Here is a 14,093-nt window from a genome sequence, read left to right on the forward strand (position 1 = left end):
CGGGCCGCGGGGCGAGGAAGGTGGACAAGCACGCGTCACTCGCCGTCTCCCCTAAGGAGCACGACAGGCATGGCGAACCACCTTCCCACCGTCGGCGTCGAGGAGGAGTACTTCCTCGTCGACGCATCGCACCGGGCCGTCGTCGCGGCGGCCTCCCGGGTCCTGCCCCGCGTGAAGCCCGTGGCCGGGGACCTGGTGACGGGTGAGGCGTCCCAGTACCAGGTGGAGGGCAAGACACCACCGTGCGGGACTCTGAGCGAACTCCGTCACGAGCTGCGCCGGGTCCGCCGGGTCGTCGCCGCCGCGGCGCACGACGAGGGCCTGCGCCTCGTCGCCTCGGCCACGCCGCTGCTCGGCATGCGGGCGCCCGTCCCGCTCAACACCGACCCCCACTACCGCGCGCAGGTCGAGACGTTCCGGTCGCTGTACGACACCTTCGCCTTCTGCGCGCTGCACGTGCACGTCGAGGTCCCCGACCGGGACCACGCCGTCCTGGTCGGCAACCACCTGCGGCCGTGGCTGCCCACGCTCGTGGCGGTGGCGGCGAACTCCCCCTTCTGGGAGGAGCGGGACAGCGGCTACTGCAGCTGGCGGGCGCTGGGGACGACCCGGTGGCCCGTGGCGGGCCCTCCGCCCTACTTCTCCTCGGCCGCCCACTACGACGCGCTCGCGGCCTCGCTGCAGGCGGCCGGGGCGACCCACGGCGAACGCTCGCTGTACTGGGACGTGCGCCCGTGCGCGCATCTGCCCACCGTGGAGATCAGGGCGATGGACGTCACGACGAGCTTCGAGGAGGCGGCCGCCCTCGCCGTCCTGGTCCGGGCACTGGTCGTCCAGGCCCTGGAACGGGTGCGGCGCGGCGACCCCGGTCCCGCCGTCGACGGGTCCCTGCTGCGCGCCGCGTACTGGCGCTGCGCCCGCGACGGCCTGAGCGGCCACAGCCTCGACCCCCGCACGGGCCGGCTCGTGCCCACCCTGCACCGGCTCAGGCAGCTCCTCGCGTACGCCCGCCCGACCCTGGCCGAGCAGGGTGAACTCCCGCAGGTGACCGCGGTGTTGCGGCGGCTCGTCGCGCACGGCGGCGACGCCGGGCGACAGCGCGCCGCCCACGCCCGCACCGGCACCCTGCTCGGCGTCGTCGACGACCTGGCCGACCGCACGGCCGCGGGCCCGGCCCCGGGCGCGGGCCCCCACCGGGTCGACCGCCGCCGGGCCCCGCGCCCGCTCGGCGGACGCAGACCGGATCCGGGGCTCGGCGTCCCCGAGTAGCCGCCACCACCCGGCCTCAACGGCTCCCGGCGGCCGCACCGGTCGCCGGGAGCACCGAACTCCCTGCCGCGCACCGGACGTTGCCGAAACTCAGCGTCCGGTAGACCGCGACCCCGCCGCCCGCCCGGCCCCCGCCGGTCAGCTCCGCGCACGCCCGCGCCGCCGCCGTGACACGTCGGGTGTACGCGGGGTCCGTGGCGTCGAGGAGTATCCCCAGGGTCGTACCGCTGTGCCCCACCGCCACGCCCAGACCGCCGACGTCGCGGCAGATGGCCGTCATGGGCTCCAACGCCCTTTTGTGGCGCAGGGCCTGGTTCATCAGGGCGCTGCGGGTGGAGATCCGGCCGACCTCCGCCAGGTCCTGGTGGCGCACGGCATCGGCGAGGCGTTCCAGCAGGGCCGCGTAGGCGTGCCGGTCGGCCGCCGTGAACGGTTTGGGGATGCGGTTGAAGTCGACCGTGTCCACCGAGCCGCCCTCGTCGATGCCGACCACCGCCATGGCGGGCAGGGAGCCTAGGACCGCGCGGAGCCGGACGCTGCGGTGGTGGAAGGCGACGATCGCGGGGTAGAGCACGCCGTCGGTGGGTTCGATGCGGGACAGGAGCCGTTCGATCCTGGCGGGCGGCATGGCGACGCCGAGAGCCCGGCCGACCGCCCGCGCGGTGGCGACGAGGTCGGCGGAGGAGCTGGCGAGCCCCTTGCCCTCGGGGATCACGCTGCTGACGGTGAGCACCCCGCCGCGCGGGGAACCCGGCCGGGACGGAGCCGACTCCGCGACCATGCGGGCCAGCCGGAGCGCCTTCGTCTTGTGCGCGGGCCGGACCTCGATCTCCCCCGAGGCGTCCCCCGGCCGCGAAGGGCGGAACGTGGCCATCGTCCAGCGTGCGACGGGCAGCGTCACGAGGAAGTCACCGTCCTCCTCCGGAAGCGCGCCCTGGAGCAGTTCGCCGAACGTACCGAAGGCGGTCCCCACCCCCACCCTCGGCGGCGCCGTCTCCCGCGGCGTTCGAGGCCGTGTCCGGGCCTCCTGGAACAGCTTCACGCGACTCCTCTCGACGGTGCGGCACACAGGGGCGCCGCACCCCTCGGGCAACAGTGTGCCGAGCCTACCTGCTCTTGACAATCATTTTCATCTAGTGTGATGCTCTCGGCGTTCCCGGGGGCCGCCCGCTCTCCCCCGGGGCCTTCCCTTGCCCACACGTCCCTACGGGGGATCTCCGTCATGCACGCACACATCGCCGAAGCGGTGAAGAGACCGGATCTCATATCCCTGGAGCCGGATCTGGCCTGTCTCCGGTTCGAGACCATGAAGGTCCACTCCGCCCTCGGCGCCGTCCGGCACCTGCTCACGACCGGCGCCGTCCGGCCGGGCGACACGCTCGTGGACAGTTCGAGCGGCATCTACGCCCAGGCCCTCGCGCTCGCCTGTCACCGCTACGGCATGAAGTGCCACATCGTGGGCTCCACCACCGTGGACCGTGCCACCCGGGTCCAGCTGGAGATACTCGGGGCCACCCTCGAACAGGTCGCGCCCTCCCGGGACCTGCGCCTGGACCAGGAGGCGAGGGTGCGGCGGATCGCCGAGATCCTCGCGGACAACCCCTCGTACCACTGGATGCGGCAGTACCACGACTCGATCCACTACTACGGCTACCGCGAGGTCGCCGACGAGCTCGACAAGGACCTGCCCGCCGGTCCCCTCGCGCTGGTCGGCGGCGTCGGCTCGGGCGCGTCGACCGGGGCGCTCGTCAGCTATCTGCGCGAGGCGGGCCGGGACGTTTCGCTGGTCGGCGTGCAGCCCTTCGGCAGCGTGACCTTCAGCGCCGAGCACGTCGCGGACCCGGACATGATCATCGCCGGGATCGGCAGCGCCATCGAGTTCCGCAACGTCCGGCACGAGCTGTACGACCGCGTGCACTGGGTGAACTTCGACAGCGCCCTCTCCGGAGCGGTCTCCCTGCTGCGCACCAGCGGCATCTTCGCCGGGCTCTCGGCCGGCGCCGCGCATCTGGCCGCGCGCTGGGAGCGGCGCAGGGACGACTCGCGTACGTACGTCTTCATCGCGGCCGACACCGGACACCGGTACGTGGACAGCGCCTACGCCCACCACGAACAGGCCCCGGACATGGACACGTTGAAGCCCTGCGAGATCACCTCGCTCGACGAGCTGCACCTCCCCTGGTCCACGACGGCCTGGCCCCCCACCACCTCCTCCTGATCACCCCACCGCCCCACCGCCCCACCGCCTCAACACCTGAGCACCTGAGCACCGAGAAAGAACCCACATGTCGCACCCCACGCCCCACACCGTCGAGGAGCTCACGGAGGCCGTCCTGTCCGGCGCCCACGGCCCCGACCCGGCAGAACTCACCGTCACCAGCGCCTTCTGGCTCTACAACACCACCCGGCTCGCCGGTGGGGAGGTCACCTACCACAACCACTACCTGCTGCTCCGGGTGGGCGACTCCTTCGGCGCCTGCTCCTTCGAGGCGGGCGAACTCGCCCCGGGCTTCTGCGAGAACGCCTCGGGACACTCCCTGGACAAGCTCCTGCGCGACGAGTCCGCCCCCGTGCGCACCGCGGCGCTCGACGCCTACCTCGCGCGGGTCCGCCCGCACCGCGACGCCGAAGGCGCCGAGCGCGTCACCCTGCCCGCCGGTACGCCCGAGGTCCGCGCCGCGGCCCGCGACGCCGCCGTCGCCGGTCTGCTCGACATCGAGCCCGGCGCGCGGGTCGCCCTGATCGGCGTGGTCAACCCCCTCGTCGCGGCGATACGGAAGCGGGGTGGCGTCTGCCTGCCCTGCGACCTGAACCTGCGCACGACCGCGTGGGGCGAGCCCGTCACCGACGACATGACCGAGGTCCTCGCCCCGGCCGACGTGGTCGTCGCCACCGGCATGACCCTCAGCAACGGCACGTTCGACCTGATCCTGCGGCACTGCGTCGAGCACGCCGTGCCGCTGATCGTCTACGCCCAGAGCGGCAGCGCCGTCGCCCGCGCCTTCCTGGGCGCGGGCGTCACCGCCCTGAACGCGGAGCCCTTCACGTTCTCCCAGTTCAGCGCCGACCCCACCCCGATGTACCGCTACCGCGCCGCCCTCGCGAACGGAGCGGCCGCGTGAGCGTCGACACCACCAAGGACACCGACACGGACACCGGCACCGGCGACCTGCGGATGGCCCGCACGCTGTGGCCGGTGCTGCTCGCCTCGGCCGTGGGACTGCTGCCGTTCACCGTCTTCAGCACCTACCTCGTGCCCGTCGCCGACGGGGCGGGCAGCAGCGTCGCCGCGATGGGCGGCCTGCGCGGGCTGGGCGGTCTCGCCGCCCTGCTCGTGGGGACCGCGCTGGCCCCGCTCATCGACCGGGTTCCCCGGGAGTGGGCGGCAGCGGGCGCGCTCGCCCTGCTCGGTGCGGCGGCCGCGCTCGGCGCGGGCGGGACCTTCGCCCTGCTCGCCGTCTTCTGCCTGCTGGTCGGCGCCAGTACGTCGGTCCTGAACCCGGCGCTCACCGCCGCGGCCGCCGACCGCTTCGGCACGGGCCGGGCGGCCGGGCGTGCGGCGACCCTGGTCACCGCCACCCAGTCCATGACCGCCATGCTCGCCGCGCCGGTCATCGCGCTGCCCGCGCTGTTCTGGGGGTGGCGGGGCGACCTGCTCGGGGTGGCCGTCCTCTCGCTGCTGCTCGCGGTGGTGTTCGTGGCACGCCGCAAGGACGCGGGCGCCGCCCGGAAGACCGGTGCCCCCCAACGCCTGGGCTACATCGCCTCGTTCAGGGCGTTGAGCGCGGTGCGCGGGGTGGTGCCGCTCCTGCTGATCGCGTTCCTGCGCACCGCGGTGTTCATGGGCTACCTCGCCTATCTGGCCGCGTTCTACGAGGAGCGGTTCGGCCTGAGCGCCGGGCTCTTCACCTTCGTATGGACGCTGAGCGGCGCGTCGTTCTTCGTCAGCAACCTCCTCACGGGGCGGCTCACCAACGCGGCCCGACCGCGCGTCGGCACCGAACGGCTGCTCGCCGTCGGCCTGTTGGGCGCCCTCGTGTCGGTCGTGGGCTTCTACTTCGCGCACTGGCTGCCGCTCGCGCTCGCCCTCACCGCGCTGCACGCGGCCAGCCACGCCGTCGTCGCCGCATGCGTGGTGAGCCTCATCGTGCGGCGGTGCGGTCCTGACCTCCGCGGCTCGGCCCTGGGCGTCAACGCGGCCGGGATGAGCCTCGGCGTGATGGTCGGCGCGGCGCTCGGCGGCGCGGGGCTGGGGCTCGCGGGGTACCCGGGCGTGGCCGTCGTGTTCGGTGTGCTCGTCGTCGTCGCGGTCGGCGCCTCGGCGCTCGTGCTGCGGGCCGGTGCCGTCCCGGACGGGGAGCCCGCATGACGGCGACCGCCGAGGCGCCCGCCGTGCCCGCCGGGCGCGTCGGGGTGCGCGAACGCCTGGCGTCCCCCTGGGCGCTCGTCCTGACCTGCCTCGCCCTCTTCCTCGTCCTGCTCGCCTCCGTCGTGGTGGCGGTCGGGCTCGGCGCGGCGGTGATCACACCGGGGGACACCGCCCGCTATCTGTGGGCGGCGCTCACCGGCGGCCGTGTCGACGCCGACGAGCGGACGGCGTACCAGATCGTGTGGCAGATCCGGACGCCGCGCGTGCTGCTCGCCGCGCTGGTGGGGGCCGGTCTGAGCGCCGTCGGCACGGCCATCCAGGCGATGGTGCGCAACGCGCTCGCCGACCCGTTCGTGCTCGGCGTCTCCTCGGGGGCGTCGGTCGGCGCCGTCGGCGTGACCGTCACCGGGGGCCTGGCCGCGCTCGGGGTGTACGCGGTGTCGGCCGGCGCGTTCGTCGGGGCGCTCGTCGCGTCCTTCCTCGTGTACGTCGCGTCGAGCGACCGGGGATCGCTCTCGCCGCTGCGCCTGGTCCTCACCGGCGTCGCGATGTCGCTCGGGTTCCAGGCCCTGATGAGCGTGATCATCTACTTCGCGCCGGACAGCGAGGCGACCGGCATGGTCCTGTACTGGACGATGGGCAGCTTCGGCGCGGCCTCGTGGGGCGCGCTGCCCGTCGTCTCCGCCGTCGTCCTGCTCGGCCTCGCCGCGCTGTACCGGCACGCCAGAGCCCTGGACGTGCTCGCGCTCGGCGACGAGACCGCGGCGAGCCTGGGCGTCGGCGCCGACCGGCACCGCAGGTCCCTGCTCGTGCTCGTCTCGCTCGTCACCGGCGTGATGGTCGCCGTCAGCGGTGCCATCAGCTTCGTGGGGCTCGTCATGCCGCACCTGGTGCGGATGGTCGTCGGCGCCACGCACGCCCGGGTCCTCGCCGTGGCACCGCTGGCCGGCGCGGTGTTCATGGTCTGGGTCGACCTGCTCTCCCGGACGGTGGTCGCGCCCCGCGAACTGCCGCTCGGCGTCATCACCGCGCTCGTCGGCGTGCCGGTGTTCATCGCGCTCATGCGGCGCAAGGGCTATGTGTTCGGAGGCCGTTGAGGTGGAACTGCGCATCGACGGCCTCAGTGTCGTCACCGACGGCAGGAACCTGGTGCGCGACCTGTCGCTCACCGTGGACAGCGGCCGGATCGTCGGCCTCGTCGGCCCGAACGGCAGCGGCAAGTCGACGGCGCTGCGCTGCGTCTACCGCGCGCTGCGCCCGACGACGGGCACCGTCCGGGTCGGCGGGGACGACCTCTCCCGGCTCACGATGCGCCACGGCGCGCAGCTCGTCGCCGCGATGACGCAGGACGGCGCCGTCGACCTGGACTTCACGGTCGAGGAGGTCGTCGCGCTCGGCCGGGCCCCGCACCAGCGCGGCAACCAGGCCCTCACCGGGCGCGAAAGGGAGCTGTGCGCACGGGCGATGGAGCGGCTCGACATCCGCCACCTGGCCCGGCGCGGCGTCCTCACCCTGTCCGGCGGCGAGCGCCAGCGCGTGCTGCTCGCCCGCGCGCTCGTCCAGGAGCCGGAGGTCCTCGTCCTCGACGAGCCGACCAACCACCTCGACGTACGCCATCAGGTGGAGGTCCTCTCGTACCTGCGCGGCGCGGGGCTCACCGTCCTCGTCGTCCTGCACGACCTCAACCTCGCGGCGGCGGCGTGCGACCGGATCGGGGTGCTGTCCCAGGGGCGCCTGGTCGCGGCCGGGACTCCGGGCGATGTCCTCACGGAGGAGCTGGTCGCCGACGTGTTCGGGGTGCGGGCCAGCGTCGTGCCGCATCCGCTGACGGGCGGACCCCAGCTGCTGTATTCACTCGCACCTTCTCGCTGATCCCCCTCCTCTCCCCCCTTTCTCTCCACCCCCCTTCTCTCCACCTCCCCTCCCCCCTTTCTCTCCGCCCCCCTTCTCGAAAGGCGCCACTCCCATGTCCCACACCAGATCCGCCGCGGTCGCATCCGCACTCGGCCTGACGCTGCTCGTCGGCGGCTGCGGCGCCGAGATCGGCCAGGACGACGCGGCCGCGGAATCGAAAGAGGTCACCGTCGACCGCTGCGGCGAGCCCGTCCCGTACCGGGTCCCGCAGCGCGCGGTCGCGTACGAGGGCGGCAGCGCCGACAAGCTGTTCAGCCTCGGTCTGACCGACCACGTCGAGGGTTATGTGATGCCGCCCGCCAACCCGCCGGTGAGCGAGTCCCCCTGGGCGTCGGAGTACGCCAAGGTGAAGATGCTCAGCGACGACCTGCTCAACAAGGAACTGGTCGTCGAGGCCAAGTCCGACTTCGTCGTCGCGGGCTGGAACTCCGGCTTCAGCGATCAGCGCGGCATCACCCCGAAGATCCTGGACAAGCTGGGCGTCCAGAGCTTCCTGCACACGGAGAGCTGCTACAACTACCCCGGTTTTCCGCAGCAGGTCACCCCGTTCAAGGCCCTGTACAGCGACCTGGAGCGGCTCGGCAGGATCTTCCGGGTCGAGCGGCGGGCGGAGCGGGTCGTCGCCGGGCTGAAGAAGCGGGTGGCGGCCGTCGAGGAGAAGGCGCCCCGGGGCGGGGGGCGCGTGCCCGTCTTCCTCTACGACTCCGGCACCGACCAGCCCTCCACGGCGGGCAGCCAGGTCCCGCCCAACGACATCATCAAGAGCGCGGGCGGCCGGAACGTCTTCGACGGGCTCGACGAGCGCTGGACGCAGGTCAACTGGGAGGCGGTGACCAAGGCCGAGCCCGAGGTCATCATCGTCTTCGACTACGGTGACCGGCCCGCCGAGAAGAAGATCGAGTTCCTGAAGAAGTCCCCGCACACGAGGGACCTGCCCGCCGTCAGGAAGAACAACTTCTTCGTCCTGGACTACAACGAGGGCATCAGCGGCCCGCGCAACGTGGACGGCCTGGAGAAGTTCGGGAAGTACCTGCGGGAGCTGAAGCGTTAGGGGTGTTCGAGGCGCCCTCCGGGAGTTGTTAGGGCCGTCGCCCCCAGGGCCGCCTGGTCGGCCGCCCTGGCGCGGGCGACGGCGGCCTGCGCGTCGCGCCCCGTCTGCTCGGCGAGGCGCGCCTGGGCCAGCCAGTTGTAGGGGCAGACCGGGCGCAGCTGGATCCGCTCGCTCAGCAGGGTGCGGGCCAGGTCGTGGCGGCCGGCGCGCAGTGCGGCCTCCAGCAGGGTCTTGTGCACGGCGTCGCGCTGGGCGTGGCTCCCGCCGTACTCGCCGAGCCGGTGCCGGACGGGGAGCAGGAGGTCGACGGCCCGGTCGTAGGCGTGCCGTCCGTAGGCGATCAGCGCGCGGCACACGGGCAGGCCGACGTCCGCGGTCATGGCGTGGTTGGAGAGCCCGGCGCCGCCGCGTGCGACGTATGCCTCGCGGTCGCGCACCAGGCGCTCGGCGTCGGCCGTGCGGTCCGCGCCGACGTACGCCATCACCGCGTGCACGTCGTTGAAGGCGTAGTACGCGCCGTCGTGGCGGGCGGCCCAGGCGTCGGCGAGCCGCTGCCACCGGGCGCCCGCGTCCTGGCCCGCCAGGTGCAGGCGCCACAACAGGGCGGCGGCGTCGAGGAGTTCCATCGCGGCGCCGGTCGAACCCGCGTGGTGCAGGGCCGCGTCGTAGATCTCCAGTACGCGGGGGAGGTCGCCCGCCTCCAGGGCGTAGAGGCAGTAGTGCCACCAGTTGTGCACGTTCAGGTAGTTGCCCGTAGCCCAGTTCTCGGTGCGGGCGTCGAGGTAGCGGATGCCGTCGGCGAACCGGCCCTGCATCTCGTAGGTGTGCACCACGGCGTGGATGGCCCACACGTCGCGCGGTCGGCGTTCGACGGCCTCGATGCCGGTTTCACGGGCCTGTTCGTAGTGGCCGGACTCCTCCAGGCCGAAGGCGTACATGCCGAGGAGGGGGCCGTAGTGCGGGTCGGTCTCGTCCCAGGCGGACAGCGCGCCCCCGATGCGGTCGCGCAGCCGGGGCGCGTCGCCGGTGAAGAAGTCGATCTGGTGGCCGACGGCCAGCGCGAGGACGTCGTGCGGGTAGGCGACGGAGATCTCCCCCAGGACCCGGCCCGCCCGGTGGAGGTCGCCGCGCAGCCAGGAGGTGGCGGCGGCGACGTGCATCCGCTCGCGCGTGGTCAGCTCCCCTCGGTGCACGTGTTCGCCGAAGCGCTCGAAGGCGGCGCGGGCGTCGGCGGCGTCCTTCTCCTCCGTACCGAGCAGGCCGAGGTGGGCGGCCAGGACGCGGCCCATGACCGAGCGGGGCGCGGCGGCGAGCAGTTGCCGGGACGCGTCGGCCACCTCGGCGCGGAAGAACAGCAGGTGGTCCAGGGCCTGCTCATAGTGGGCCACGGCGTCGGGGCCGGTGCGCGACATCGGGTGACCGTGCCGGTCGGCTGCCATGATCGGCTCCTTCCGCGGGGGAGGCGCGGGGCGGGCCCGCCGAGCCGGTCGCTCGGCGGCGGGAAGCCGATTCTGCCCAGCCGCGCGGCACTTGACGCACGGTGACCGTTTCGCGGTGAACGCCCCGCGCCACCCGGGAACGCCCTGATGGCACTCTGGCATCACCGCTTCGGGCGGCTTACCTTGGCAGCGGTGACGCACCACTCGCACGGCTTGTCATGCACTTGTCCATTATGTCCCGGCAAGAGGCACGAGGTGAGCCATGTTCCTCCGGCACAGACGCCCCACGCACGGACACACCCCCCGTCCACGGCGCGGCCCGGCCCGACGCACCACCGTCGTCGCCGCCGTCCTCGCCACCCTGGCGGCGGCCGCCGTCGGCACCGCCCGGGCGACCCCCGCGAGCACCGCCGACACCGACCGGACCCGGCCGTCCCTGGCCCGGCCCATCGACCCGCAGAACTGGCGCAACCCCGACGACATGACCTGGAGCGACTACCGCTCCGTGCCCGGCACCGACTGGGCCGACCCCGACGTCGAACCCACCGACCGGACGTTCAAGGGCGCGCTGGTGCTCCTCGACTACCCCGACGAGGGGTTCACGGTCGGCGGACCGCCCGGGTCGAGCGTCTTCGGCAACCCCCAGCCCACGGCATCGGACGTGCCGCGCGCCCAACTGCCGCGGTTCTACCAGGACTTCCTCAACAAGCCCGGCCCCCTCAACCACGGGCACACCATCAACGAGTACTGGATGGAGGACTCCGGCGGACGCGTCGGCGTCGACCTCAAGGCCTTCGGCGTGTACCGCATGCCGTTCAAGTCGTTCCAGTACGGCATCGAGCCCGGCATGAACCCCGGCGCCTGCCCGACCGGCACCACCTGCGGCAAGAACATCCGCACCGACGGCAGGGCCGCCTGGATCGCCCAGGTCGGCGAGGCGGAGGCGGCCAAGTACGACTTCGTCTTCTTCCTCACCGCCGGGCAGGACGAGTCCTCCACCTGGCAGGAGTTCGGCCAGATGAGGTTCGGCTCGCCGGGACAGGTGCCGGGGGCGTGGGGCCCGCCCTCCCCCATAGCCTCGGGCAGCAACGCCGCCGCCACCCGCTACGTGCCGTGGACGTCCTGGCAGGCCGCGGCCCGCATCTGGCCCAACGCCGTCACCGGCTCCTCCACCCAGGCCGAGAGCTCGGGCATGGGGGTGTACGCCCATGAGCTCAGCCACATCCTGGGCATCGGCGACAACTACAACAACCCCTACGGCACGCCCCTGAGCCGTACGTACACCGGCATCTGGAGCATGCTCTCGCGCGGCTCGTTCAACGGGCCCGGCGGGCCGCACACCCGCTGGAAGATCCCGGCCACCGACGGCGGCTCGATGGGGTCCCACCACATCCTGCGCGACAAGCTCAAGCTCGGCATCGTCGACGAGAAGAACGTGCTGCGCCTGGACCGCGACGCGCTCAAGGACTCCGGCGTCGTGGTGGCCGAGGTCACCGCCCGCTCCGCGCCACCCGGCGCCACCGGCCTGTCCGGCGTCAACATCACCATGTCCCGCGACCTGTCGCCCGCCTGCGACCGCGACACCGACCCGATGTGCGACGGCGGCGGCTACCAGAACTACACCGCCGAGGTGGTGGACCGCATGGGCATGGACTCCTTCACCCCGGACAACGGGGTGCTGATCACCAAGACCAAGAACGAGGACCGTGCCCCGTTCGCCTGGGTGATCGACGCGCACCCCGAGGACATCGACATGGTCGACTTCACACGCCCCGACGGCACCCAGCAGAAAATCACCATGGGCGACTACCGGCAGCTCAGCGACGCCCTCTTCCACGCGGGGGCGGACTCCGGCAGCTCCTACGAGTACGTCGACCGCGCCAACCGTCTGCACTTCTACGTCACCGACATCCGGCGCGGCCGCACGGGCGTCCTGTCGTACACCATCGCCGTCAAGTCCCTGGACGGCGCGGGTCCGCAGCGCCGGGGCACCGCGCTGGGCCGCGGTGAGGCGGCGGGCAGCCCCGGCAAGGGCCGTGCCACCTGCACCTTCCCACTGACCAACACGGGCCGCGCGATGACGGACCCGCCGGGCGGCCACCCCGAGGACGCCACCCGCTACCTCCGCTCCGACGTCTACCGGCTCTCCGCGAAGGCCTCGGACCGCGGCTGGTCCGCCTGGCTGCCCAGCAGGCTGGCCACCGCGAAGGCGGGCTCCACCGTCGACGTGGACGTCGCCGTCACCGCGCGGCCGGACGCCCGCCCGCACAGCGAACTCACCCTGACCGCCCGCTCGGTGAGCGACCCGAAGAAGACCGCGAAGGCCACCTGCTCCCTCACCAAGAAGGGCTGATCCACCGGGAAGGGCTGATCCACCGGGAAGGGCTGATCCACCGAGAAGGGCTCATCCGCCAGTGAGGCCGGGCTCAGCCCGCGAAGGCGACGCCCGGCAGGCCGCGGCCCGCGTCCGGCACGACCAGGACCGAACCCGAGAGGGGGTGCGGCCGGTCGAGGCCGGTGCGGGCCGTGGTGATGTAGAGGTCGCACAGGCCGGGGCCGCCGAAGGCGCAGGCCGTGGGGCGGCGCACCGGCAGCTCCACCGTCCTGTCGAGGCGCCCGTCGGGGGTGTAGCGGCGGACCGCCGCACCGTCCCAGAGCGCGACCCACACGCAGCCCTCGGCGTCGACGGTGAGGCCGTCGGGGAAACCCGCCCCGTCCTCGACACGGACGAACGGGCGCCTGTTCAGGGCCTGTCGGCCGTCGTGGTCGAGGACGTCGATGCGGCGCGTGGGGCTGTCGACGTAGTAGACGAGCCGGCCGTCGGGGCTCCAGCCGGTGCCGTTGCTGACGGCCACGGGGGCGAGCAGTTCACGGACGGAGCCGTCGGGGGCGACGCGGGTGAGGCTGCCGCCGCCCGGCGCCTCGTCGTAGCGCATGGTGCCCGCCCAGAGTGCGCCGTCGGGCGCGACGGCCGCGTCGTTGCCCCGGCGGCCCGGCACCGGGTCGCGCACCAGCCAGCTGAAGGGCGCCCCGCCGGGTCCGTACAGGCCGATGCCGTCGCGAAGGTTGACCACCAGGCCGCCGCCCACGCGGGGCTTGGCCGCGCCGACGTGCTGCCCGGTCGTCATGACCGTGCGGGAGCCGTCCCCCGGCGCGTACGTGTGGACGCGGGAGCCGAGGATGTCGACCCAGACGAGGCGGCCGGTGGCGGCGTCCCAGGTGGGGCCCTCGCCGAGCGACGCCTCGGCGCGCACCGCCACGTCGTACGCGCGCCCGCTCATCGCCCGTCCCGGTGCCCGAGGCGGAGCGACAGGTCGGCCGCTCCCTTGGCGGCGAGCTCCGCCAGTTCGCCCTCGCGCTCCTCGCTCCAGCGGATCATCGGCACGGAGATGGAGAGCGCCGCGACGACCTGCCCCGCACCGTCGCGCACCGGCGCCGCCACGCAGCTGACGTCGGGGTTGGACTCCCGGTGCTCGACGGCGACGCCCCGCTCGCGGATCCCGGCGAGTGCGGTCAGAAGCTCGGCGGGGTCGGTGATGCTGTCGGGCGTCATGGCCGTGAACTCCCGCCCCTGGAGCCGTGCTTCGAGCTCGGCGGGGGGCAGCGAGGCGAGCAGCATCTTGCCGACCGAGGTGCAGTGCGCGGGGAGGCGGCGGCCCGTGGCGGAGACCATGCGCACGGCGTGCGTGGAGTCGACCTTGGCGATGTAGATGACGTCGGCGTCCTCCAGGACCGCGACGTGCACGGTCTCGTCGCAGGTCTCGGCGACCTCGCGGGCCACCTGCAGGCCCTCTGCGGCGAGGTCGAGCTGCTCGGCGTACCGGCTGCCGAGCTGGTAGGTGCGGACCCCCAGGCGGTAGCGGCCCGGCTGGTCCGGGAGCTGGACGAGGTACGAGCGGGCGGCCAGGGTGGTGAGCAGCTCGTGCACGGTGGTGCGCGGCAGCTGGAGTCGCCGGGTAACCTCGGGGGCGGACAGGGTCCCGTCGCCCTCCAGGAACAGCTCGAGTATGTCCAGCGACCTGGTCACCGCGGGCACCAGTCGTCCCATGAG

The 14,093-nt window shown here is 73.2% G+C and carries 12 protein-coding genes; 8 read left to right on the forward strand and 4 right to left on the reverse strand.

The features are described from left to right. Positions 1 to 69: 69 nt before the first annotated feature. Positions 70 to 1,269 (forward strand): carboxylate-amine ligase, encoded by a 1,200-nt coding sequence (locus ACZ69I_RS26110; RefSeq protein ID WP_470834974.1) that lies wholly within the window; start codon positions 70 to 72, stop codon positions 1,267 to 1,269. Positions 1,270 to 1,285: 16 nt separating this feature from the next. On the opposite strand, the gene ACZ69I_RS26115 is transcribed toward ACZ69I_RS26110, so the two are convergent. Then, positions 1,286 to 2,305 carry a GHMP family kinase ATP-binding protein gene (locus ACZ69I_RS26115; RefSeq protein ID WP_470835097.1) on the reverse strand — a complete coding sequence of 340 codons (1,020 nt, stop codon included), beginning with the start codon at positions 2,303 to 2,305 and terminating at the stop codon, positions 1,286 to 1,288. 186 nt (positions 2,306 to 2,491) lie between these two features. Here ACZ69I_RS26115 and ACZ69I_RS26120 point away from each other — a divergent pair, with 186 nt between their 5' ends. The 6 genes from ACZ69I_RS26120 to ACZ69I_RS26145 all read left to right on the forward strand — a co-directional run bounded on the left by ACZ69I_RS26120 (position 2,492) and on the right by ACZ69I_RS26145 (position 8,603). Continuing rightward, the gene (locus ACZ69I_RS26120) at positions 2,492 to 3,487 is read left to right on the forward strand and encodes a pyridoxal-phosphate dependent enzyme (protein ID WP_470834975.1); all 996 of its coding nucleotides are present in this window, start codon (positions 2,492 to 2,494) and stop codon (positions 3,485 to 3,487) included. A 67-nt stretch (positions 3,488 to 3,554) separates the two neighbouring features. Then, positions 3,555 to 4,391 carry a Rossmann-like domain-containing protein gene (locus ACZ69I_RS26125; RefSeq protein ID WP_470834977.1) on the forward strand — a complete coding sequence of 279 codons (837 nt, stop codon included), beginning with the start codon at positions 3,555 to 3,557 and terminating at the stop codon, positions 4,389 to 4,391. Beyond that, on the forward strand, positions 4,388 to 5,638 hold the full coding sequence (locus ACZ69I_RS26130; protein WP_470834979.1) for an MFS transporter: 1,251 nt from the start codon (positions 4,388 to 4,390) through the stop codon (positions 5,636 to 5,638). Before ACZ69I_RS26125 ends, ACZ69I_RS26130 begins: the two co-directional genes overlap by 4 nt. After that, positions 5,635 to 6,735, forward strand: a complete 1,101-nt coding sequence (locus ACZ69I_RS26135) for a FecCD family ABC transporter permease (RefSeq protein ID WP_470834980.1) — start codon at positions 5,635 to 5,637, stop codon at positions 6,733 to 6,735. The genes ACZ69I_RS26130 and ACZ69I_RS26135 overlap by 4 nt, the downstream gene beginning before the upstream one ends. A gap of 1 nt (position 6,736) precedes the next feature. Then, positions 6,737 to 7,510, forward strand: a complete 774-nt coding sequence (locus ACZ69I_RS26140; protein ID WP_470834981.1) for an ABC transporter ATP-binding protein — start codon at positions 6,737 to 6,739, stop codon at positions 7,508 to 7,510. Between the two features lie 94 nt (positions 7,511 to 7,604). After that, positions 7,605 to 8,603: an ABC transporter substrate-binding protein gene (locus ACZ69I_RS26145; protein ID WP_470834983.1), complete on the forward strand. Its 999-nt coding sequence runs from the start codon at positions 7,605 to 7,607 to the stop codon at positions 8,601 to 8,603. On the opposite strand, the gene ACZ69I_RS26150 is transcribed toward ACZ69I_RS26145, so the two are convergent. Beyond that, positions 8,600 to 10,042: a tetratricopeptide repeat protein gene (locus ACZ69I_RS26150; RefSeq protein WP_470834984.1), complete on the reverse strand. Its 1,443-nt coding sequence runs from the start codon at positions 10,040 to 10,042 to the stop codon at positions 8,600 to 8,602. The two genes, ACZ69I_RS26145 and ACZ69I_RS26150, sit on opposite strands and share 4 nt — an antisense overlap. Before the next feature lie 262 nt (positions 10,043 to 10,304). Between ACZ69I_RS26150 and ACZ69I_RS26155 the strand changes: the two genes are divergently transcribed. Next, positions 10,305 to 12,395, forward strand: a complete 2,091-nt coding sequence (locus ACZ69I_RS26155) for a M6 family metalloprotease domain-containing protein (RefSeq protein WP_470834986.1) — start codon at positions 10,305 to 10,307, stop codon at positions 12,393 to 12,395. 73 nt (positions 12,396 to 12,468) lie between these two features. Here ACZ69I_RS26155 and ACZ69I_RS26160 read toward each other — a convergent pair whose 3' ends face one another. Both ACZ69I_RS26160 and ACZ69I_RS26165 read right to left on the reverse strand, forming a co-directional pair. Beyond that, on the reverse strand, positions 12,469 to 13,323 hold the full coding sequence (locus ACZ69I_RS26160) for an SMP-30/gluconolactonase/LRE family protein (protein ID WP_470834988.1): 855 nt from the start codon (positions 13,321 to 13,323) through the stop codon (positions 12,469 to 12,471). Then, positions 13,320 to 14,090: an IclR family transcriptional regulator gene (locus tag ACZ69I_RS26165; RefSeq protein ID WP_467673706.1), complete on the reverse strand. Its 771-nt coding sequence runs from the start codon at positions 14,088 to 14,090 to the stop codon at positions 13,320 to 13,322. The genes ACZ69I_RS26160 and ACZ69I_RS26165 overlap by 4 nt, the downstream gene beginning before the upstream one ends. Positions 14,091 to 14,093: the final 3 nt, after the last annotated feature.

Source organism: Streptomyces sp. NPDC036815 (genome assembly GCF_055609205.1).

What these genes read in the sequence shown, in the direction of transcription:
- ACZ69I_RS26165 (WP_467673706.1), bottom strand. Translation starts at nt 14,090, where the DNA reads ATGGGACGACTGGTGCCCGCGGTGACCAGGTCGCTGGACATACTCGAG.
- ACZ69I_RS26135 (WP_470834980.1), top strand. Translation starts at nt 5,635, where the DNA reads ATGACGGCGACCGCCGAGGCGCCCGCCGTGCCCGCCGGGCGCGTCGGG.
- ACZ69I_RS26145 (WP_470834983.1), top strand. Translation starts at nt 7,605, where the DNA reads ATGTCCCACACCAGATCCGCCGCGGTCGCATCCGCACTCGGCCTGACG.
- ACZ69I_RS26125 (WP_470834977.1), top strand. Translation starts at nt 3,555, where the DNA reads ATGTCGCACCCCACGCCCCACACCGTCGAGGAGCTCACGGAGGCCGTC.
- ACZ69I_RS26120 (WP_470834975.1), top strand. Translation starts at nt 2,492, where the DNA reads ATGCACGCACACATCGCCGAAGCGGTGAAGAGACCGGATCTCATATCC.
- ACZ69I_RS26110 (WP_470834974.1), top strand. Translation starts at nt 70, where the DNA reads ATGGCGAACCACCTTCCCACCGTCGGCGTCGAGGAGGAGTACTTCCTC.
- ACZ69I_RS26150 (WP_470834984.1), bottom strand. Translation starts at nt 10,042, where the DNA reads ATGGCAGCCGACCGGCACGGTCACCCGATGTCGCGCACCGGCCCCGAC.
- ACZ69I_RS26160 (WP_470834988.1), bottom strand. Translation starts at nt 13,323, where the DNA reads ATGAGCGGGCGCGCGTACGACGTGGCGGTGCGCGCCGAGGCGTCGCTC.
- ACZ69I_RS26155 (WP_470834986.1), top strand. Translation starts at nt 10,305, where the DNA reads ATGTTCCTCCGGCACAGACGCCCCACGCACGGACACACCCCCCGTCCA.